General features: G+C 69.5%; 15 protein-coding genes. 11 read left to right on the top strand and 4 right to left on the bottom strand.

The genetic code is table 11. The features are described from left to right. The first annotated feature begins 63 nt into the window (after positions 1 to 63). Positions 64 to 1,680, top strand: a complete 1,617-nt coding sequence (locus tag JL101_RS10390) for a sensor histidine kinase (protein ID WP_203099037.1) — start codon at positions 64 to 66, stop codon at positions 1,678 to 1,680. Between the two features lie 7 nt (positions 1,681 to 1,687). Here the strand turns inward: JL101_RS10390 and JL101_RS10385 are convergent, their stop codons facing one another. Then, the gene (locus tag JL101_RS10385; RefSeq protein WP_203099038.1) at positions 1,688 to 2,005 is read right to left on the bottom strand and encodes a hypothetical protein; all 318 of its coding nucleotides are present in this window, start codon (positions 2,003 to 2,005) and stop codon (positions 1,688 to 1,690) included. 218 nt (positions 2,006 to 2,223) lie between these two features. Here JL101_RS10385 and serA point away from each other — a divergent pair, with 218 nt between their 5' ends. Beyond that, complete coding sequence (gene serA / locus JL101_RS10380; RefSeq protein WP_203099039.1) at positions 2,224 to 3,468, top strand: phosphoglycerate dehydrogenase; 1,245 nt, start codon at positions 2,224 to 2,226, stop codon at positions 3,466 to 3,468. Positions 3,469 to 3,503: 35 nt separating this feature from the next. Here serA and JL101_RS10375 read toward each other — a convergent pair whose 3' ends face one another. Then, positions 3,504 to 4,880, bottom strand: coding sequence for a cation:proton antiporter (locus JL101_RS10375; RefSeq protein WP_203099040.1), 1,377 nt, complete (start codon positions 4,878 to 4,880; stop codon positions 3,504 to 3,506). A gap of 181 nt (positions 4,881 to 5,061) precedes the next feature. Here JL101_RS10375 and JL101_RS10370 point away from each other — a divergent pair, with 181 nt between their 5' ends. The 4 genes from JL101_RS10370 (at position 5,062) to JL101_RS10355 (ending at position 11,942) form a co-directional block, all read left to right on the top strand. Then, positions 5,062 to 6,900 carry a DEAD/DEAH box helicase gene (locus JL101_RS10370; RefSeq protein WP_203099041.1) on the top strand — a complete coding sequence of 613 codons (1,839 nt, stop codon included), beginning with the start codon at positions 5,062 to 5,064 and terminating at the stop codon, positions 6,898 to 6,900. A 124-nt stretch (positions 6,901 to 7,024) separates the two neighbouring features. Next, a complete protein-coding gene (locus tag JL101_RS10365) occupies positions 7,025 to 9,625 on the top strand; it encodes an MMPL family transporter (RefSeq protein WP_211111209.1) in 2,601 nt (866 codons plus the stop codon). Continuing rightward, a complete protein-coding gene (locus JL101_RS10360; RefSeq protein WP_203099043.1) occupies positions 9,622 to 10,221 on the top strand; it encodes an ABC transporter substrate-binding protein in 600 nt (199 codons plus the stop codon). Before JL101_RS10365 ends, JL101_RS10360 begins: the two co-directional genes overlap by 4 nt. A gap of 749 nt (positions 10,222 to 10,970) precedes the next feature. Then, positions 10,971 to 11,942 (top strand): NAD-dependent epimerase/dehydratase family protein, encoded by a 972-nt coding sequence (locus tag JL101_RS10355; protein WP_203099045.1) that lies wholly within the window; start codon positions 10,971 to 10,973, stop codon positions 11,940 to 11,942. On the opposite strand, the gene JL101_RS10350 is transcribed toward JL101_RS10355, so the two are convergent. Together JL101_RS10350 and JL101_RS10345 are read right to left on the bottom strand one after the other, a co-directional pair. Beyond that, a complete protein-coding gene (locus tag JL101_RS10350) occupies positions 11,943 to 12,932 on the bottom strand; it encodes a hypothetical protein (protein ID WP_203099046.1) in 990 nt (329 codons plus the stop codon). It lies immediately after the preceding gene. Further along, positions 12,929 to 14,050 (bottom strand): sulfotransferase family protein, encoded by a 1,122-nt coding sequence (locus tag JL101_RS10345; protein ID WP_228435395.1) that lies wholly within the window; start codon positions 14,048 to 14,050, stop codon positions 12,929 to 12,931. The genes JL101_RS10350 and JL101_RS10345 overlap by 4 nt, the downstream gene beginning before the upstream one ends. Positions 14,051 to 14,303: 253 nt before the next feature. Here JL101_RS10345 and JL101_RS10340 point away from each other — a divergent pair, with 253 nt between their 5' ends. The 5 genes from JL101_RS10340 to JL101_RS10320 all read left to right on the top strand — a co-directional run bounded on the left by JL101_RS10340 (position 14,304) and on the right by JL101_RS10320 (position 20,160). After that, positions 14,304 to 14,828, top strand: a complete 525-nt coding sequence (locus JL101_RS10340) for a Uma2 family endonuclease (RefSeq protein ID WP_203099047.1) — start codon at positions 14,304 to 14,306, stop codon at positions 14,826 to 14,828. Positions 14,829 to 14,910: 82 nt separating this feature from the next. Next, a complete protein-coding gene (locus JL101_RS10335; RefSeq protein WP_203099048.1) occupies positions 14,911 to 16,500 on the top strand; it encodes an ABC transporter substrate-binding protein in 1,590 nt (529 codons plus the stop codon). An 11-nt stretch (positions 16,501 to 16,511) separates the two neighbouring features. Beyond that, complete coding sequence (locus tag JL101_RS10330; protein WP_203099049.1) at positions 16,512 to 17,459, top strand: ABC transporter permease; 948 nt, start codon at positions 16,512 to 16,514, stop codon at positions 17,457 to 17,459. Beyond that, positions 17,456 to 19,387: a dipeptide/oligopeptide/nickel ABC transporter permease/ATP-binding protein gene (locus JL101_RS10325; protein ID WP_203099050.1), complete on the top strand. Its 1,932-nt coding sequence runs from the start codon at positions 17,456 to 17,458 to the stop codon at positions 19,385 to 19,387. Before JL101_RS10330 ends, JL101_RS10325 begins: the two co-directional genes overlap by 4 nt. Continuing rightward, positions 19,384 to 20,160: an ATP-binding cassette domain-containing protein gene (locus JL101_RS10320; protein ID WP_203099051.1), complete on the top strand. Its 777-nt coding sequence runs from the start codon at positions 19,384 to 19,386 to the stop codon at positions 20,158 to 20,160. The genes JL101_RS10325 and JL101_RS10320 overlap by 4 nt, the downstream gene beginning before the upstream one ends. The last annotated feature ends 35 nt before the right edge of the window (positions 20,161 to 20,195 follow it).

The raw sequence follows: 20,195 nt of genomic DNA, 5'->3' as shown, positions 1-20,195 counted from the left end.
GCGTCCATCGTCCCGGCCCGAGGTGGCGCGGCACCGGATTTCCTCTTGGCGATACTCTCCAGCATGACTTCAGCGCTTCTGTCGAGCCATCCTCCAGGCCAGGGCGTCATGGCGATGGGTCATGATCCCTATCTGGTGATCCTTGCCGGCCTTATCTCGCTCTTCTCCTGCTATACAGCGCTCACCCTGCTGGACCATGCCCGCGCCGCCGCGGAGACGGGACCGGGCACCCGGACAGGTTACCAATGGCCGCAGCGATGGGCATGGTGCGCCGCCGCCGCCTCGGTGGCCGGTTGCGGCGCGTGGGCCACGCATTTCGTCGCCATGTTGGCTTGGCTGCCCGGCATCCAGATCGGATACGACCTGAAGCTGACGCTGCTGTCGATCATCGTCGCGATCACGGGGACGGGAATGGGCTTCTCCCTCGCGCTGTCCCGGCGCGCGGGTGGCCTGCGGGGCGGCGCGATCACGGGCGGCGCCGTGGCCGCCATGCATTTCGTCGGCATGGCGGCGATCCATGCGCCGGCCCGGCTCGCCTACGGTTCCGTGGAAGTCGCCGTCTCGGTGGCGTTGAGCGTCGGCCTCGGCATGGCCGCGTTCCGCCTGGTCGGCAGTCCGGGAGCAGCGCGGCGGTGCCTGGGCACTTTGACCCTGGCCGGCGCGATCTGCACCCTGCATTTCACGGCGATGCTGGGCGTCACGGTCGAGCCCGATCCTTCCACGGCGATGCCGGCCCACGTGATCGCGCCGCGATCCCTGGCCATAGCCGTGGCTGCGGTGACGATCACCATCATCACCTTCGGCCTCGCCGGCTCCCTCCTCGACCAGCACCTGGCATCGCGGGCCGAGCGCGAGGCCCGGCGCCTGCGCCGCTACGTCGCCGAGCTGGAGGCCACCCAGCGGGAGTTGCGGTCCACCGCCCGCGACCTGACCGTGGCGCTCGACGCCGCCGCCGCGGCCAGTCAGGCGAAATCGCAGTTCCTCGCCACCATGAGCCACGAGCTGCGCACGCCGCTGAACGCGGTGATCGGCTTCGCCGACCTGATGGTCAACGAGGCGTACGGGCCGCTGGGCGACGAACGGTACCGCGACTATTCCGGCATCATCCGGGACAGCGGCTCCCATCTTCTCAGCCTGATCAACGACGTGCTCGACATCTCCAAGCTCGACGCCAACCGGCTCGAACTGGTCGAGGACACGGTGGATGTCCACCGGATGCTGGCCGACGCCGTCCAGATGATCAGCGGGCAGGTCGACAAGGCGGAGCTGACCCTCTCCTGCCGGCCGCCCCCGTCCGGCGTCCGGCTCCGGGCAGATGCCCGGCGGGTCCGGCAGATCCTCTTGAACCTGCTGTCGAACGCCGTCAAGTTCACGCCGTCCGGCGGCTCCATCAGCATCACCGCGGGACCGGACTGCGACGGTTTCGAGATCGCCGTCGGCGACACGGGGATCGGCATCGCGCCGGAGGACGTCCCGACCGCCCTGGAACGGTTCGGCCAGGTCGACAGCCGGTTCTGCCGCCAGTACGAGGGTACGGGCCTGGGACTGCCGCTGGCGAAGCGCCTGATGGAGCTCCACGGCGGGACGCTGCACTTGGTCAGCGAGGTCGGTTCGGGAACCCGGGTATCCTGCCGCTTCCCGGCGGAGCGGGTCGTCGCCCTGGCCGACGCCGACCGCTGAGCCAGCCCTATCCGACGCTGAAGAAGCGGCGCTTCGGCAGCCGCAGCACATGGTCCGGCGCCGTCGCGTGGAAGGCCCGCACGGCTTCCGCGATGCGGCGCGCCAGGATATCGGTCATGTCCAGGTGGTTCGCCGCCTTTTCCGGAAGGACGATATCGATGTTGTGGTCGCGGCCGAACGCGGTCGTCTTCACCACCACATGGTCGAGCCGGGGCTGCAGATGGACGGCGAGCTTCTGAGCGTAGTCCAGGGGATCGAGCTGGTCGTCCCGGTGTCGATCCGCGTTCAGCTTGGCCGTGCTGAGGGTTATCTCAATCTTGATCATGTCGTTCTCGACATCAGGTGCCGCGGGATGCCCACCATCCCCGAAGTATCGGCCCGATCCCTCAACAAATCCTTTCCCGCCGGCCCAAGTCGCCCTCCTGCCATGCCCAGGAGTCGCAGCAGCCAACCACCGTTTGATTCGACGCCTGAAATAAGCAGAATGACCCGCCCGTGGCGCAACCCTTCCGCCTCGACCCGGTCCATCGCGTGGAAACTGAAATGTCCCGACTGTCGTTCCCCAAGGAAAAGATCTCGATCCTGCTGCTGGAAGGGATCCACGAGAATGCCGTCGCCGATCTGGCGGAACATGGCTACTCCAACGTGACCCGGCTTCCCAAGGCGCTGGACGAGGCCGACCTGATCGAGCGCCTGTCCGGCGTCCACATGGTCGGGATCCGGTCGCGCTCGCAACTGACGGAGACGGTGCTGCGCCAGGCCGACAAGCTGATGGCGATCGGCTGCTTCTGCATCGGCACCAACCAGGTGGACCTCAACACCGCCCGGCGGTTCGGCATACCCGTGTTCAACGCCCCGCACAGCAACACCCGCAGCGTCGCCGAACTGGTGATGGGCGAGATCATCATGCTGATGCGCGGGATCTGGGACAAGTCGCGGATCGTCCACGAGGGCGGCTGGGTCAAGTCGGCCAAGGACAGCTACGAGATCCGCGGCAAGGTGCTGGGCATCGTCGGCTACGGCCATATCGGCACGCAGCTCTCGGTCATCGCCGAGGCGCTCGGCATGCGCGTCCGCTTCTTCGACATCCAGAAGAAGCTGGCGTTGGGCAATGCCCAGCAGTGCCGCACCCTCGACGAGCTGCTGACCCTCTCCGACGTGGTCAGCCTGCACGTGCCGGACACCGCCCAGACCCGCGACATGATCGGGCCGGAGCAGATCCGGGCCATGAAGAAGGGCGCCTACCTGATCAACGCGGCGCGCGGCAGCATCATCGACATCGAAGCGCTGGCCGGCGCGCTCAAGTCGGGCCACCTGCGCGGCGCCGCGATCGACGTCTTCCCGGTCGAGCCGGCGAGCGACGCGGAGGAGTTCGTCAGCCCGCTCCGCGGCCTGCCCAACGTGATCCTGACCCCGCATATCGGCGGATCGACGATGGAGGCGCAGGCCAACATCGGGAACGAGGTGGCGCGCAAGCTGATCGAGTACTCGGACAACGGCTCGACCATGGGCGCCGTCAATTTCCCGGAAGTCCAGCTGCCCGTCCGCGAAGGCGGCGTCCGCTTCCTGCATATCCACGCCAACGTTCCGGGCGTGCTGCGGAAGCTGAACGAGGTCTTCGCGTCGCGCGGCCTCAACATGGCGGCCCAGTATCTCCAGACCGACCCGTCCATCGGTTACGTCGTGTTCGACGTCGACGGCGAGGTGGACGACCAGGAGATCCTGGCCGACATGCGGGCCATCGACGGCACGTTGCGCAGCCGCGTGCTCTACGACCGGCGGCGCTGACCCGTCCACCCGGTACGGTGAGCGGCGCGCTCGGATCAATCGTCGAGCACCCGCTCCCTGTCCCGCTGCCGATCTTCCGCCTTTCCGCCGTCCCCGTCGTCCGCCTCGTACATCGGGCTCCGGATCGATACCCCGTCGGGATCGGCCCCGGTCCCGACATCGCGGGGTTCGCGGCGGCGCCAGCGGGCTTCCAGGCGGTTCATGACCGGCGTCACCGAAATGCCGTGGACGAGGATCGACACGGCGACGACGAACCCGGTCACCGCCCACAGCACATGCTGCTCGGCGAGTTCGGTGTGGTTCACCGCATAGGCGAGGTAATAGAACGACCCGATGCCCCGGATGCCGAAGAACCCGATCACGGCGCGCTCGGACCAGGGCAGGCGTGTTCCGGCAAGGCCGATCATGCCCGCCACGGGCCGGATCACGAACAGGAAGGCCAGCCCGGCAAGCACGGCGCTCCAGGTCAGGGAGCTGAGCAGCCCTCCGGCGATGGCCCCGCCGAACAGGACCAGCACGACCATCATCAGCAGCTTCTCGATCTGCTCCGAGAAAGTGTGCAGCGCCTCGTTGTAATCGTGGGACCGTTCGGTATGGCGAAGCGTCGTGGCGGCGACGAAGACCGCCAGGAACCCGTAGCCGTGAACCAGTTCGGTCACGCCGTATGACACCAGCGTGATGCCCAGCGCGGCCAGCCCTTCCCGCGTGTCGGCGATCCGTGCTTGGTCCGGCAGCCGAAACACCAGGAATCCCAGGAACCGGCCGACCGCCCACCCGACCGCCACGCCGACCGCCAGCTTCCACAGGACGGCGTCGAGGAACCACTCCACCGTCCACCAGCCCGGGGCGGTGCTGCCCGCGGCGGAGGCGGCGGCCATGGCGACCGCGAGATGCGTGAAGGGGAAGGCCAGCCCGTCGTTCAGCCCCGCCTCCGAGGTCAGGCTGAAGCGCACCTCGTCCTCCCCGCCGGACCGGGGCGGACCGACCTGGATGTCGGATGCCAGCACCGGATCGGTCGGAGCCAGCACCGCCCCCAGCAGGATGGCGGCAGGCAGGGACAGGCCCAGGGTCCAGACGCCGACCAGCGCGATGCCGGCGATCGACAGCGGCATGGTGACCGCGAGCAGCAGCCAGGTCGTCCGCCACCGCCTCCACCCGACCCGCCGGTCCAGTTTCAGTCCGGCGCCGAGCAGGGCGATGATCACCACCAGTTCGGTGATCCGCTCGATGAAGCCGGACTGGATGATGAAATCCGGGTCCGGTCCCACTCCGGGAGCGATGAAGAGCCCCAGCCCGAGCAGCACGCAGAAGATCGGCAGCGACAGGGGCAGGTCCCGGAGCAGCATCGGCAGCCAGGCTATGCCGAGGATGACAAGCCCAAGGCCGGTCAGCAGGGTGATGTAGGGATCCATGAACCTTTTGCGCGCGTGGTGTGACGTACCACCCTCAACAGGTGGAATACCGCCATGTGCCGCAGCGTCCCGTACTCCTTGCCACCTACCTACAACAGGTGGTGTACCGCAACCTTGAATAATACCATGTTCATGGTATGTTGCAGCCTGCCCTCGCCTTCCGGGAGCCAGTCCTAAGCGCATGACCCGGCCCTTCCGCCGTCACCAGGAAATGGTCAGCAACATTGTCCGCGCTATCGCCGGGCGGCAGACCGATGTGCGCGACATACTCGCGGCCGTCACGCCGGGCGGCGGAAAGAGCCTGCTGCCGGTCATCGCGGCGGCCCGCCTGATCGAGGCGGGCGTCGCCGACCGGGTCTGCTGGATCGTCCCGCGCGACAGCCTCCGGCTTCAGGCGGAGGAGGCGTTCATCGACCCGGTATGGCGTACGGCTCTCGGTCACACCCTGACCGTGAGGGCGGCCGAGAATTCTCCCGACCCCTGCCGCGGCCTGCAGGGTTATGTCACCACCTACCAGGCGGTCGCGGCGGCGCCCGAACTTCACTTGGCCGAGTTCCAGCGACATCGATACCTGCTGGCGATCGACGAGCTTCACCATCTGCCGGCCCTGTCGGACCTCGACAACCTGACCAACGCCGCCGACGAAACCGCCTGGAGCCACAGCATCCTGCCGCTGCTGGAACTGTCCGCGGTACGGCTCCTAATGTCCGGCACCTTGCAGAGGACGGACGGCAAGGCGATCCTCTGGTTGCCGTACAAACAGCCTCAGGGGGCACGGCGGACGCGCGAAATCGACTTCAACGCGGAAAGCTGGGCGATCGTCGGTTACAGCCGCCGGCAGGCCCTGGCGGAACGCGCCGTCCTGCCCGTCACGTTCGGCGCCCTGGACGGCGATGCGGAATGGCGCGACCCGCTATCCCAGCAACGCACGGTCGAATCGCTTTCACAGTCCGGGGAACTGGCCCACGACGCGCTCTTCACGGTCCTGCGGACGGAGTTCGCGGATGCCCTGCTGCGAGTCGCCTACCGGGCCTGCCGCGACCATCGCGCGGCCCGCCGGAAAACCCTGGGCGCCCGGCCGGGCGACGATGTCCGGGGGCTCGGCAAGCTGCTGGTCGTCGCCCCCGACCAGGCCACCGCGTGGCGCTATGTCGAGAGCCTGCGATCCCGGTTCCCGCAGGACCTGCGGGAGATCATGGTCCGCGCCGCCATGAGCGACGTCGCGGACTCCCAGGAAGCCATCGCGGAGTTCCGCATGCGCCCTTTTCCGGCCATCCTGGTGACGGTCTCGATGGCGTACGAGGGCATGGACTGCCCCGAGATCACCCACATCGCCTGCCTGACCCACATCCGGTCGCGGCCCTGGCTGGAGCAGATGATCGCCCGCGCGACGCGGGTTGATCCCCATGCCGGCGACTATGACGGCCAGTCCGCCCTGGTCTACCACCCCGACGACCCGATGTTCCGCAGCTTCCGCCACCAGATCGAGACGGAACAGGGCACCAAGGCGCGAGTGCCGAAGCGCCGCGCCCAGCACGCCTTGCCGCTCGACGGCATCGACCGCGAGCGCGCGCCCGCGATCACGCCGCTGCACTCCAACGCGACCGCGCTTCGGTTCGACACCGTGGCGCCGGGCCCCGATTTCGGCTCGCCCGCCCCTTCGACGCCGGCGGACGGCCTCCAGGCCCAGCCCGGCCTGCCGCTGCTCGAACCGCCGTCGATCGCCGAGCACCGGCTGCGCCAGCGCATCGGGCAGATGGTCGCCGCCCAGGTGATCGAGGACGAGGACGCCCACCTGATCCGCCGCAACTCCGGCTATCATGCCTACAACGCGATCCTGAAGCGGGTGCTGGGGAAGAGCCGCGCCGAAATGACGCTGGCCGAGCTGGAGGCGGCGGTCGGCTGGCTGGAGCGCAACCGGCTGAGCGACCATTCGGCCCTGATCGACAACGACCCGCAATACCGCTGGTCCTCCTCCCGGCGGGGTGGCACGATCCGCCTCGGCCCCCACAAGTTCTGATCCCGCCCATCTCCGGGGCACTCCGCCGCATCGGCTTGTTTACGCACCCGTGGACGGCATCTTCACGTCGTGATCCCGGCCCCGCCATTTCCCTGTCTGGAGCGAGTTCGTGCGAGCAGGACGATTGCAGACCTTCGGCCGCCATGTGCTGGAACGCTGGGTAGGACTCGTCTGCCGCCGGCCGGCGGTCACCGTCCTGCTCTCCCTCCTGCTCGCGGGGGCGGCCGGCTGGTACGCCTCGACCCATCTGGGCATCAACACCAGCACGACGGACATGATCTCCCCGGACGTTCCGTTCCGGCAGCATACCGAAACCTACCGCAAGGCCTTTCCCTTCATCGACGACCAGATCGTCGTGGTCATCGATGCGGACGGGCCGGAGCGGGCGGATGCCGCGGCGCTTCGGCTCGCGGATCTCCTGCGGCGGCGGACCGATGTCCTGCACGGGGTCGAGGTGCCGTCCGCCGATCCCTATTTCGACCGCTACGGCCTGCTTTTCCTCGAACCCGAAGCCCTCCAGGACCTGGTCACCCGCCTGGCCGGCGCCCAGGCCGCGCTCGGCCTGCTGAGCGCCGATCCGTCGCTGGGCGGGATCGCCGACATGCTGGATCTCGTCCTTGGGCATGCCGACGAAGGCACGCCGGCCGAGCTGGGCCGTCTGCTGGACGCCCTGGCCGCCGCCACGGAACAGGTGGCCCAGGGGCAGCCGGCCCATCTGTCGTGGACCGGGCTGGTCGCGGGCGCCGGCCTGGACAGGCTCGGCAACCGGCGCTTCGTGCTCGTGCGGCCGGTGGTGGACAATGCCACCCTGGCGCGCGGCCGTCCCGCCCTGGACGCGGTGCGCGCCGCCCTGGCGGACCTGCAGCGGGAGGAGGCCGGCCAGGGCGTCACCGCACGGGTGACGGGGACGGTGGCGCTGCGCCAGACCGAACTGGACACGGTCGCGGCCGGCGCGACGCTCGCCAGCGTGCTGTCCTTCATCCTCGTCTCGCTGGTGCTGATCGTCGGTATCCGCTCCGCCCGGATGATCGGCGCCATCCTCGTGACGCTGGTGATCGGCCTGCTCTGGACCTCGGGGCTGGCGGCCCTGACCGTCGGACAGCTCAACCTGATCTCCGTGACCTTCGCCGTGATGTTCTTCGGGCTGGGCGACGATTTCGGCGGCCATCTCGGCCTTCGTTATCAGGAGGAACTGGTCGCGGGCGGCACGCCGGCGCGGCTCGCCGCCGAGCGCGCCACCGCCGCGGTCGGCCCCGCGCTGACGCTCAGCGCTGTCTGTGCCGCCATCGGGTTCGTGTCGTTCGTGCCGACCGACTACAGGGGCCTTGCGGAGTTCGGCATCATCTCGGGCCTGGGCATGGGCGTCGCGCTGTTCTCCAGCGTGACGGTGCTTCCCGCTCTGCTGACGCTGCTGCGACCGGGTCCGGGCACCCGGGCGGAGGTCCGCGAGAACGTCGCCTTCGCCGATTGGATCGACCGCAACAGCCGAGCGATCCTGATCGCCGGCGGCTTGGCCTTTCTGGCCGCCGCCGCTCTGCTGCCGCAGGCCCGGCTCGATGCCAACCCGCTGAACCTCCAGGACGAGACGACCGAGGCGGTGCAGACCTACCGCGATCTGGCGAACTCCCCCGACACCTCGCCCTATGGCGTCAACATCCTGGCGGCCGACCTCGCGTCCGCCGACGCCGCCGCCGAACGGCTGCGTGGCCTGCCCGGTGTCGGCCAGGTCCGGACCGCGTCCAGCTACGTTCCGTCGAGGCAGGACGAGAAGCTGGCGGCCATCGGCGACCTCGCCCTGATCCTCGCGCCCAGCCTCTCGGCCGCGGGCACTCCTCCTCCCGGGGATCCGGCCGGGGCGCTGGAACGCCTGCGGGCAATCCTCGCGCAGCACGGGGACCAGCCCGGGGTCCGCCGCCTCGCCGAGGCGGTCGCGCGATTGCCGGCGGAACCGGGGACGGCGGCCGCCCTGGACCATGCCCTGACCCGCGGCCTGCCCGCCCTCCTCGACAGGCTGGCCCTGGGGCTGGAGGTCGAGCGGCCCGCCACGCTGGAGGACCTGCCGCCCTCGCTGGCGCGCCGCTGGATCGCCGATGACGGGCGGGCGCGGATCGAGGTCCTGCCCGACCGGGACATCTCCGACAGCAGGGCCATGGCGGACTTCGCGCGACCGATCCTGGCGGCCGAACCGACCGCCATCGGCGCTCCCGTGACGGTCACGGAGGCCAGCCGGATCATCCTGGCTTCCTTCGGTCAGGCGGTCGCGGTGACGCTCGGCGCGATCGTGCTGCTGCTGATCGTGGTCCAGCGCAGCGCCACGGGGATCGCGCTGATCCTGGCGCCGCTGGTCGTCGCGTCGATCTACACCCTCGCGGCCTCGGTCCTGCTGGGAATGCCGTTCAACTTCGCAAACATCATCGTGATCCCGCTGCTGTTCGGGTTGGGCGTGTCCAGCAGCATCCATATGGTCATGCGCGGGCAGGATCTGCTGGGGGAGCGGGCACCCGGCCGGCGCTTCGGCGTCGATCTGCTGGTCACCAGCACGCCCAGGGCCGTCCTGCTGACCGCGCTGACCACCAGCACCGCCTTCGCGACGCTCGCCGTATCACGCCACCACGGCCTTTCGAGCATGGGCATCCTGCTCGCGGTCGCCATCCTCGCCACGGTCGTCTGCGCCCTGATCCTGCTGCCGGCCCTGATGATCCAACTGGAACGGATGAGACGATGATCGCATTCATCACCCGGACCGCCCTTTGCCTCCTGCTCGTCTTGACCGCCGGGGCGGCGCATGCGGACCGGCCGGCCGACCCGGTCACCCGGCTCAACGACGGCATCCTGACCCTGATGCGCGCCGCCGAGTCCGGCGTCCCGGCCGCCGCGCGCCTGCGCGACTTCGAGAGTGTCATCCGCGAGAGCTTCGACCTGGAAACGTCGCTCCGCGTCGCCGTTCCGGGCTACGACCGGGCGCCGGAGCCCGAGCGCCGCGCCCTGCTCGGTGCCTTCGCCCGCCGCAACGCCGCCCAGTATGTCAGCCGCTTCGACGGCTACTCCGGCGAGACCATCGAGATCGCCGGCGAGCGGAGCGGCCCGCGCAACACCACCCTGGTGGAAACCCGCCTGCTGCGCCCGCAGGGCAGCCCCGTCGTCCTGACCTATGTCGTGCGCCGGATGGGAGACGGCTGGGGCATCGTGGACGTCCTGCTGAACGGCAGCGTCAGCCAACTGGCGGTCCAGCGCTCGGACTTCGCCGCCACCCTGCGCTCCGGCGGCATCCCCGCCCTGACCCGCGAATTCAACGCCTACGCCGATGGCGTGACGGGGTGACCGGGACGGCGCAGGTTTCTTTCATGGTGCTGGGCGCGACACCGATGACATCGGCTGTTTCCTGGATCGACAAGCCCTTTGCTTCCTGCCACCTCCTCAATTAGAGCTGTACCCGATCAGGTCGATCCGGCCGAGATAGCTGATCCGATAAGTTGCGCCATGGGCGCAACCTACGATCGTCGGCACACATCACCTTCGCCCTGCATTGAGCTGATAGCTGTAGGTTGCGCCCATGGCGCAACACAGTGCGCCGAGTGGAACGGCCGGTCGCGAGGACCGGAGCGGTTCAACCTGATAGGGAACCTCTCTAGAGGGCGGGCATATCTCGCTGTTCCTCGGCAAGATGAGCCAAGGATTCAGACGAATAATCCAGGCCGTTATGCCACCCGATCCCGCTGCCCCAATCTACGACCTTCACCGTTGCGAATAGTACGAGATCCCTCAGTGAAGCGAATATCTCAAGACCATTCACCACACCAGTCATGTCTACGTCATCGTGCACGCCGCCCCGCCAAGCGACATGAAGCAGATAAGGTGCCGAGGCGGATATCTTGTCGATCCTGCGGAGCGTACTCATGGCATTGTCACCGGTATCGTCGCATTCCCTCTGTTCCAGGCATCAATCAAGCGTTCCAGTATCAGGGTCGATGATCGGCCCAGGTTTGTTAAAGCTGGGTGAACCACCGGCACGCCTTCAGCCAACGGGAAGCAGACGGAATGATGGGCATTAACTTCCTCGACCTGCCGGCATGACCGCCTCGCTGGTCACCGGCGGGTGCGGTTTCCTGGGCCGGCATCTGGTCGCTGCCCTGCTGGCCGGGGGCGAGCGCGTCCGCGTGCTCGATACCGCCGGATCCGCTTCCCTGCCCCCCGGCGTCGATGCCGTCGCCGGCTCGGTCACGGACGCTTCGGCGGTTGCCCGGGCGCTGGATGGCATGGACCGCCTCTACCATCTGGCCGGCATTCCCCACCTCTGGCTTTCGGACAAGTCCAGCTTCGATCAGGTCAACCGCGTCGGCACGGAGATCGTGCTGGAGCAGGCCGCGCGCCGGCATCTGGATTGCCTCGTCCACTGTTCGACCGAAGCCGTCCTGATCCCGTGGCCCGCCAATGGTCGGCGGATGGTCGATGAGAACACCCGCACCGGCCTCGACGACATGGCCGGCCCCTATTGCCGGTCGAAATTCCTCGCGGAACAGGCGGCCCTGGAGGCGGCCCGCGGCGGGCTGCCGGTCGTCGTGGTCAATCCCACCGCCCTGGTCGGTCCCGGCGACCGCAGCGGCACGCCGCCGACGCGGATGCTCCGCATGCTCGCCGCCGGCGCCATGCCGTTCCACCTGCCCTGCCGGCTGAACCTGGTCGACGCGCGGGACGCCGCCCTGGGCCACATCCTCGCGGCCGAGCGGGGGCGTATCGGCGAACGCTACATCCTGGGCGGCGAGACCGTCGCCATGGCCGACCTGATCGACCGGGTGGCATCATTGACCGGGCACGCCGGGAAGAGCCGGGCGATCCCCGGCCGGCTCGCCCTGGCCGCCGGCCATGCGTCGGAATGGCTGGCCGACCATGTGACCCACCGCCCTCCCCAGGCTCCCCTGACAGGCGTGCGGCTGGCGCTGGCCGGGGTCGAGCTGGATACGTCGAAGGCCCGCCGCGACCTGGGCTTCGCGCCGCGCCCGCTGGCCGAGACCCTCGCCGACACGCTCCGCGATCTCGCCTGATCAGCGGCACAGCAGCAGGTGTTCGCCCAGCACGGACCCGATCAGCAGCTTGTGCCGCCACCTCACCGCCACCGTCGCGGCCGACAGGCGGGCGCCGTCGTCCTCGAAGATCCGCCGCACGCCGCCCTCCGGGTCCAGCGCCTCGATCCTCGCCGGCGCCCGTTCTCCCCCCGGCAGCCCGTAACGGTGGAGCGCCAGGCGCCACAGGGCGGGATGCAGCGCCGCCAGGATCCCGCCGCCTCCCTCGATGGAGAGATTGTCCGGCGCGCCGTCGAGCGGGATCCTGCGGCGGGCCGGCTTGCCCTCCATCAGGTCCGCCAGCCCATAGACCAGCAGCTCCCGGCCCCGCGTCGCGGCCACCACGACGTCGCCGCGCCGCCGATCCACCGCGATGCCGTTGGGGAAATCCAGGCCGTGCGCGACCGCGCGGACGGCGTCGCCGTCGAAATACCCGACGAAGCCCCGCTCAAGCCCCAGGACGTTCTCGGCCGCCACGCCGAGGCTCCCGCAGGCTCCGTGGTCGGCGGTGAACAGGAACCGTTCCCCGTCCAGCGCCGCCACGTCGTTGGCCCGGCACAGCAGCGGGCTTTCCACGCGGCGCCTCTCCCCGTCGGACAGCCCGATGATCCGGACCGCCGTCGAACCGGCGGCCCCGTCTCCCCGATCGACCACGAACAGGGTCTTCCCCTCGTACAGGTCGATCCCGTGGGGTCGCCGGACAGCTCCTCCCGCCAGGTCGCGCACCCGCACCCCGCCCGGTTCGAGGCGTTCCAGATCCAGCTCGTACAGCCCGCCCCTCGGGTCGTCCCCGGAAAGCCGGTCATGGGCGGATATCACGGCCAGGCCGCTCCCGGCATCCAGGGCGATGTCCTCCGCCCCGACCACCACCCGCCCGGTCGCCTCGTCGACCAGTGTCACCGGTCCGCATGTCGCCCCCCTCGCCGGCCCCGTCGCGAGCGCCAGCACCAGGACGACGGCCGCCAGCCTCACCCGGCAAGCCCCGCCGTCTCCCGCCCGAAGCGCTCCACATAGGGAGCCCAGGCCTGCCGGACCCGCTGCCGGACGGCCTCGTCCTGCCGGTAGCTGTTCTTCGAATAATCCTTCACGGTGCCCAGGTAGGCCTCGAACCGCGGCCTCGCCTCGTCGAACCCGGGCAGGTCGAGCGTCCTGTAGATCCGTGCGACCTCCCCCAGCGGGTCCCGCTCGAACCGGTCGAAACCGACCTCTACGAAGCGGTCGGACGGCAGGTCGTGGGTCTGCTCGATCAGGGCGGACATCATCCGCGGATAGGTTTCCAGCACGACGCGCTCGATATCCACATGCTCGTATGGCTGCAGGGCGAACTGCGCCAGCAGCTTGCGATAGAAGCCGACGGTGGAGACGAAGACCTCGTGAGGGTCGCGGTGGATGTGGATGAACTTCGCGTCGGGCCAGATCGCCCGCAGCAGGTCCACCCGCGCCGTGTGGACCGGGTTCTTGACCAGCAGCCAGTCGCGTCCCTGCTGGAGCGCCACCTTGCGCAGGAAATAGACGAAGGCATCCCGCCAGCGCCGGATATCCTCTTCGCCGCAGCCGTCGAGGAAGACCCCGGCGGCGTGGTTCTCGTCGAACCGGCGCGGAAAATAGATCCCGTGGTAGAACGACAGCGGGATCATGTTGGCCAGCCCGATCTCGTCCTCCTGCGGGCTGTCCGGGGTGACCGCGACATTGTCGATATAGCGGCTCTCCGGCAGCGCCCGCTCCAGCCACGGCCGCAGCAACCGGCCGAGGGTCAGGACGTCCCAGGGCAGTCCCACCGCCAGCGGCGGCACGAAGCCGAACCGGGGAGACCGGCTCATGACGTTGTAGAGGTGGGTTGTACCGCTCCGCCAGTGGCCCAGGATGAACAGCGGCGGCGGGAGGTCCCGTTCCCGGCGGAGCCGCCAAGCCGTCCAGGCCCGCTCCGCCGCCGTGAACGGCAGCCGCCCCAGGGCCGACCCGAAGGCCGCCGCGACCTGCGGCAGATGGGCGGCCGGAACGGGACCGTTCCGCACCAGGACGGTGGAAAGGGTGCGGAGATCGGCGCCGCACAGCGGATGCTCCATCAAACTGCGTCTGCGAATCGTCACGCTGCCATCCCGGTCTTTCCGATCGCTGCATACGGGCGAAGAACAGGACCCGCCCGCCCAAGCATACGGATGTATCGATAGCCTTTTACCAAATCATTTGTGGTTGATAGAAGTCTAAAGGATCATTGTCATCCCGTTCGATACGTGCCAGTTTACTTCTCCCCTGCCGCCCCCGGAAGCACCGTCGACACGATGTAGCGGGCGGCACGGTCCGCGGTCGCGGATTTCACGTACAGCAATGGATTCCAGTACCATGCCGGGAAGCCTCATTCCCAGCCGCTCCGCCATGCAGGGGAGCGGCGCCCTTCACTTCGACACCGGCCAGCCCGACGACGGCGGCCGGCTGTCCCATGCGGCGGTGTCGGCCAACCTGCTGGTCGCCATCCATCGGGCCTGCCCGATCCGCCAGGATTTCCATGTACTGAGCGGCGGTGTCGTCATCCCCGGCCCGGCGGGCGAGGAACTGTGGCCCGACGTGGTGGTCGTGCAGGGGCATTGCTCGCTCGGGCGCAGCCGGCCGGTGGCCCCGATCCTGGCCGTCGACGTGGACGAGGGGGACCCGAGCGACCCGCGCTGGCGCGCCCGGCGCGATGCCTATCTCAAGGTCCCGTCGCTCCAGGCCTATTTCGCCGCGTCCTGCTCGGACAAGCTGGTCGAGGTCCACCGGCGCTTCTCCGGCTCCTGGACCAGCCTCCGCTTCGAGGGGCACGGCCTGGTCGGGCTGCCCTCGCTGGGCTGCTCGGTGGACCTGAAGGCGATCTATGCCGGCCTGACCTGACCTCCTGAGAGTTCCGCCGCCCGGAACAACGGTCCCCTCCAGTCGTTCCCGAAAGGACGGCGGGATATCGGGGAGGTCCGGAATGGCAGGCAAGACTTGGGCGGCGGCAGCCACCGGCATGGCCCTGGCGGCCCTCCTGCTGATGGGAGGAGCCGTCCGGAACCCGGCGGCGTCCCAGATCCCGGACGAGGTCCTGGTCGTCGGCCAGATCGCCGAACCGAAGTCGCTGGACCCGCACGCCGTGACCGCGACCAACGATTTCCGCATTCTGATGAACCTGTATGACGGGCTGGTGCGGTTCCGGAGCGGCACCCTGGAGGTCGAGCCGGCCCTGGCCCGCTCGTGGGAGGTTTCGGAGAACGGCAAGACCTATACCTTCCACCTGCGCGACGGCGTCGCCTTCCACGATGGGACGCCGTTCGACGCCGAGGCGGTCAAGTTCAACTTCGACCGCATGCTCGACGACAAGCACCCGCAGCACGACACCGGCCCGTTCCCGCTGGCCTTCTTCTTCAGCGCGGTGGAACGGACCGAGGCGGTCGATCCGCTGACCGTCCGGTTCCACCTGAAGGAACCCTACGCCCCGCTGCTGTCCAACCTGGCCTACCCGACCGGCCTGCTGGTCTCACCCGCCGCGGTCCGCGCCGCCGGCAAGGAGTTCGGCCGCCAGCCCGTCGGGACCGGGGCCTACCGGTTCGCTCAGTGGGAGAGCAACGCCAAGGTGGTGCTGGAGCGTAACGCCGACTATTGGGACGGCGCGCCGACGCTCCAGGCCGTGATCTTCCGCCCGCTGACCGACGCCAACACCCGGCTGACCGAACTGCTCGCCGGCGGCCTGGACCTGATGGTCGAGGTGCCGCCCGACGCCGTGGACCTGCTCCAGAAGGCGGGCGGCTTCACCCTGTACGAGCAGGCCGGTCCGCACCTCTGGTTCCTGATCCTCAACACCCGGGAAGGCCCCTTCAAGGACCCGCGTGCCCGCCGCGCGGTCAACCTTGCGATCGACAAGCAGGCGCTCGTGACCCAGGTGCTCCAGGGCACCGCGACGGTCGCGGACAGCATCGTGCCCGCCGCCTTCGAGTGGGCCCACGACGACACCCTGGAGCCCTATCCCCACGACCCCGACCGCGCCCGCCGGCTCCTGCGCGAGGCCGGGGCCGAGAATGCCGAGCTGACCTTCCTGGTCGCGGAGGGAGGCTCCGGCATGCTGGCGCCGATCCCCATGGCGACGGCGATCCAGGCCGACCTCGCCAAGGTGGGCCTGAAGGTGAACATCCAGACCTACGAGTGGAACACCTACCTGGGACTGGTCAACCAGGGCCTCGCCGGCAAGGCCGACATGGCGCAGATGGCCTGGATGACCAACGACCCGGACACTCTGCCCTTCCTGACCCTGCGGACCGAGGCGCTGCCCGAGAGCGGCGGGTTCAATTCCGGCTACTACTCCAATCCGGAGGTGGACCGCCTGCTGGTCGAGGCCCGGCGATCGACCGACCGGAACGAGCGAGCCGACCTCTACAAGCGGGTCCAGCGCATCGTGCGGGAGGACGCCCCCTGGGCCTTCGTCGCGAACTGGAAGCAGAACGCGGTCGCCACGGACCGCGTCAAGGGGTTCGAGCTCCAGCCGTCGTTCCTGCTCGACCTCGCCCACGTCTCCAAGTCCGGCGGCTAGGGGACGTGCCGATGCTGTCCTACGCGCTTCGCCGGCTGGCGATGATCGTGCCGGTCCTGTTCGGGATCTCGGTGATCGTGTTCCTGATCATGGCGCTGATCCCCGGCGACCCGGCGCTCGCCATCCTGGGAAGCTTCGCCACGCCGGAGAACGTCGCCGACCTGCGCCGGGAGTTGGGGCTCGACCGCTCCCTGGTCGAGCAGTACGGGATCTGGCTGGGCAACCTGATGCTGGGCGACTTCGGCCGGTCCTACAGCCTCAACCGCCCGGTCCTGGACGAGATCGGCGACCGTCTCGGCCCGACGCTGCTGCTCGCCGGCGCCTCCCTCGTCCTCTGCACCGTCCTCGGCCTCGCGGCGGGCGTGGTCTCCGCGGTCCGGCAATATGGCTGGCAGGACAAGACCCTGACCCTCCTGGTCCTGGTCGGCCTGTCCACCCCGTCCTTCTGGCTCGGCCTGATCCTGGTGCTGGTATTCTCGGTCCAGCTCCGATGGTTTCCGGTCAGCGGCATGTACGCGATCTATGGCGGCGGCGACCTGCCCGACCTGCTCCACCATCTGGCGCTGCCCGCGATCACGCTGGCCGTGGTCGCGACCGGCGTGATCGCGCGCCTGACCCGCTCCACCATGCTGGAGGTGCTCCGCCAGGACTTCGTCCGGACCGCCCGCGCCAAGGGGCTGGACGAGCGGACCGTCACCTACGGGCACGCGCTGCGCAACGCCCTGGTCAACATCGTGCCGGTCATCGGCATCCAGACCGGCTTCGTGCTGGGCGGCGCCGTCTATATCGAGACCGTGTTCCAGTGGCCCGGCATCGGCAGGATGCTGGTCACCGCGATCTCGACCCGCGACATCCTGCTGGTCCAGGGCGGCGTCCTGGTCGTCGCCGCCTGCTACGTCCTGATCAACCTGGCGGCCGACCTGGTGCAGCACATGCTCGACCCGAGGATCGGCACATGACGGCGGCCGAAGCTCCCGCCGCCGCGGATACCGCCCCCCGCCGCCCGCAGCGGCCCGGCTGGTGGGCGCGGCTGCGGCGGAACCACCTGGCCGTGCTGGGGCTCGCGATCCTGGCGGTGATCGTGCTGACCGCCGTCGCGGCGCCGATCCTGCCCCTGCCCGACCCCAACGCCACCGACCTGCCGGCGCGGCTGGCCGCCCCCTTCAGCCCCGGCCACTTCCTGGGGGCGGACCAGCTCGGCCGGGACATGCTGTCCCGCATCGTCTGGGGCACCCGCGTCAGCCTCGCGGTCGGGGCGGTCGCGGCCCTGGCCGCCGCCCTGGTCGGCTCGCTGATCGGCATCGTCGCCGGCTTCTACGGCCGCTGGGTCGACACGGTGCTGATGCGGGCGATCGACATGCTGATGGCCTTTCCCTACCTGCTGCTGGCGCTGGCCATCGTCGCGGCGCTGGGTCCCGGGCTGCTCAACGCCCTGTTCGCCATCTCGATCGTCAATATCCCGTTCTTCGCCCGGTCGGTGCGGGGAGTCACCCTGGGCCTCGTCCGCCGGGACTATGTGGACGCGGCGCGCCTCGGCGGCCAGGGCGATTTCTCCATCCTGACCGGCGAGATCCTGCCGAACCTCCTGCCGGTCATCGTCATCACCCTGTCCACCACGCTTGGCTGGATGATCCTGGAAACCGCCGGGCTGAGCTTCCTCGGCCTCGGCGCGCAGCCGCCGCAGGCGGACCTGGGCTCCATGCTGGGGGAGGCGCGCAGCCTCGTGCTGGTGGCCCCCCACGTGGCGCTGATCCCCGGGCTGGTGATCCTGCTGCTGGTGATCGGCATCAACCTGGTGGGCGACGGCATCCGCGACATGCTCGACCCCCGCCTCCGCTCCGGCGGGCTGGTCCGCCCGGGTGCCGCGACCGAAGTCGCCCCGGACGCGGGCTCGCTCGCCGGCGACCCGCCCGATCCCGCGGCACTGCTGAGCGTCCGCAACCTCAGCACCCATTTCCTGCTGGGCGGGGAGCGCTACAAGGCGGCCGACGACGTCAGTTTCGACCTCGCCCCCGGCGAATGCCTCGGCATCGTGGGCGAGTCCGGATCGGGCAAGTCGGTCACCGCCCTCTCGATACTCGGGCTGGTCCCGACGCCGCCGGGCCGCATCGTCAAGGGTCGCATCCGCTACCGCGGCCGGGACCTGCTGGGCCTGAAGCTTGCCGAACTCCAGGAGCTGCGCGGCAACCGGATCGCCTACATCTTCCAGGACCCGCTGGGCACCCTGAACCCGCTGATGACCGTGGGCGAGCAGATCGCCGAGACGATCCGCCGCCACCAGGGCAAGGGCCGGGCCGACGCCATGGCCCGCGCGGTCGAGCTGATGGACAGGGTCCGCATCCCCGACGCCGCCGGGCGGGCCGCCTCGTACCCGCACGAGCTGTCGGGCGGGCAGCGCCAGCGCATCGGCATCGCCATGGCGCTCGCCAACGACCCCGACATCATCATCGCGGACGAGCCGACCACGGCGCTCGACGTGACGATCCAGGCGGAGGTGCTGGACCTGCTGCGCGACCTGCGCCGCGAGCGCGACACCGCCCTGCTGTTCATCACCCACGATTTCGGCGTGGTGTCCGAACTCTGCGACCGGGTGATGGTGATGTATGCCGGCCGCGTCGTGGAGACCGGACCGGTCGCCGAGGTGCTGCGCGACCCGCGCCACCCCTACACCCGCCGGCTGCTGTCCTGCGTGCCGGTCCTGGGCCGGCCGGAGCGCGCGCTGGACGCCATCCCGGGACTGCCCCCGGCGGTCAACCGCCTGCCCCGCGGCTGCCATTTCGCCGACCGCTGCGACCGGGTCATCGACCGCTGCCGGGCCGCCGACGTCGAACTCGATCCTCTCGCCCCCGGCCGGGCCTCCCGCTGCATCAGGGCGCGCGAGGCATGACCGCCCCCCTGCTCGAAGCCCGCGACCTGCACAAGAGCTTCGGCGGCGGCTGGTCCCGCAAGCCGCGGATCCAGGCGGTGGACGGCGTCAGCGTGGCCGTCAGCCCGGGCGAGACGCTGGGCGTCGTCGGCGAATCCGGGTCCGGCAAATCGACCCTGGCCCGCCTGCTGGTCGGCCTGGAGGAACCGACCTCCGGCACCGTCCTGATCGACGGCGCCGAGGTCGGCCGGCGCCGCTCCCGGGAGTTCCACCGCAAGGTCCAGTTCGTCTTCCAGGACCCGTCCGGCGCGCTCAACCCGCGCAAGACCGTCGCCGCCATCCTGGAGGCGCCGCTGATCCACCTGCTGGGCATGCCCAAGCCCGACCGGCGCCGCCGCGTCGAGGAGCTGATGGACCTCGTCAACCTGCGGCCCGAATTCCTGGACCGCCATCCCCACGAACTCTCCGGCGGGCAGGCCCAGCGCATCGGCATCGCCCGGGCGCTGGCCGCCGATCCGCGGCTGATCGTGCTGGACGAGCCGGTCTCCGCCCTGGACGTGTCGATCCAGGCGCAGATCCTGAACCTGCTGAACCGACTGAAGACGGACCTGGGCCTCGCCTACCTCTTCATCAGCCACGACCTCGCCGTCGTCGAATCCCTGTGCGACACCGTCGCCGTGATGCGCCAGGGCCGCATCGTCGAGCAGGCCCCGCGCCGCACCCTGTTCGACGCCCCACGGCATCCCTATACCCGCACCCTGCTGGACAGCGTGCCGAAGTTCGGGACGACATGAACAGACCCGGCCAGTGACATCGTCACCGGCTGCAA

Source organism: Skermanella rosea (assembly GCF_016806835.2).
Classification (GTDB): Bacteria; Pseudomonadota; Alphaproteobacteria; order Azospirillales; family Azospirillaceae; genus Skermanella; species Skermanella rosea.
Note: the sequence above shows the minus strand (reverse complement) of the source record. Positions and strands in the feature narration are given on the sequence as shown.